Origin of the sequence: Brevibacterium permense (genome assembly GCF_025506275.1) — a bacterium.
In the GTDB taxonomy this organism is placed as follows: Bacteria; Actinomycetota; Actinomycetes; order Actinomycetales; family Brevibacteriaceae; genus Brevibacterium; species Brevibacterium permense_A.
The window spans coordinates 1-430 of the sequence record NZ_QYCP01000030.1 but is presented as its reverse complement, the minus strand read 5'-3'; the positions used below and the strand labels follow the sequence as shown (position 1 = coordinate 430).

Sequence of the window (430 nt, the reverse complement as noted above, 5' to 3'; positions counted from 1 at the left end):
TGATTATTGATCTCAATTGTATTTTGTGCTAATAAAATTCTAACAGAAGGACGTGAGGTTCCTCTGTAAAAATCATCATACTATTTTCATCAAATAAGGAACGTAAAAATGATTAAGCATTTTTATTTTAATAAACTGTCTTCTGGTAAAAAAAATAATGTTCCATCTCCTGCAAAGGGGGTTATACAAATAAAAAAACCAGCATCGCAACTCACAAAAGGTGGTGCAGGACATGTGCCTGAGTATTTTGTGGGGATTGGTACACCTATATCTTTCTATGGCTGATATTCTGAAAGAAGAAATCTGTCATTTTGTCTATCAACAATAAATCACATATCAGAAGCTTTTTGAAAATTAACTCAAGAAATACTATGGAGGATCATGGAGGGGGCAGGAATACTTTACATGGCGTTATTACAGAGTTAACAAC

1 protein-coding gene is annotated in these 430 nt (G+C 33.3%); it reads left to right on the top strand.

The genetic code is table 11. The features are described 5' to 3' along the window. The first annotated feature begins 108 nt into the window (after positions 1 to 108). A complete protein-coding gene (gene mcjA / locus D3I60_RS01400) occupies positions 109 to 285 on the top strand; it encodes a lasso peptide microcin J25 (RefSeq protein WP_262774325.1) in 177 nt (58 codons plus the stop codon). Positions 286 to 430 lie beyond the last annotated feature (145 nt).

Excerpts from the sequence above, each read along its gene's own strand:
- mcjA (WP_262774325.1), top strand. The coding sequence starts at position 109 with ATGATTAAGCATTTTTATTTTAATAAACTGTCTTCTGGTAAAAAAAAT.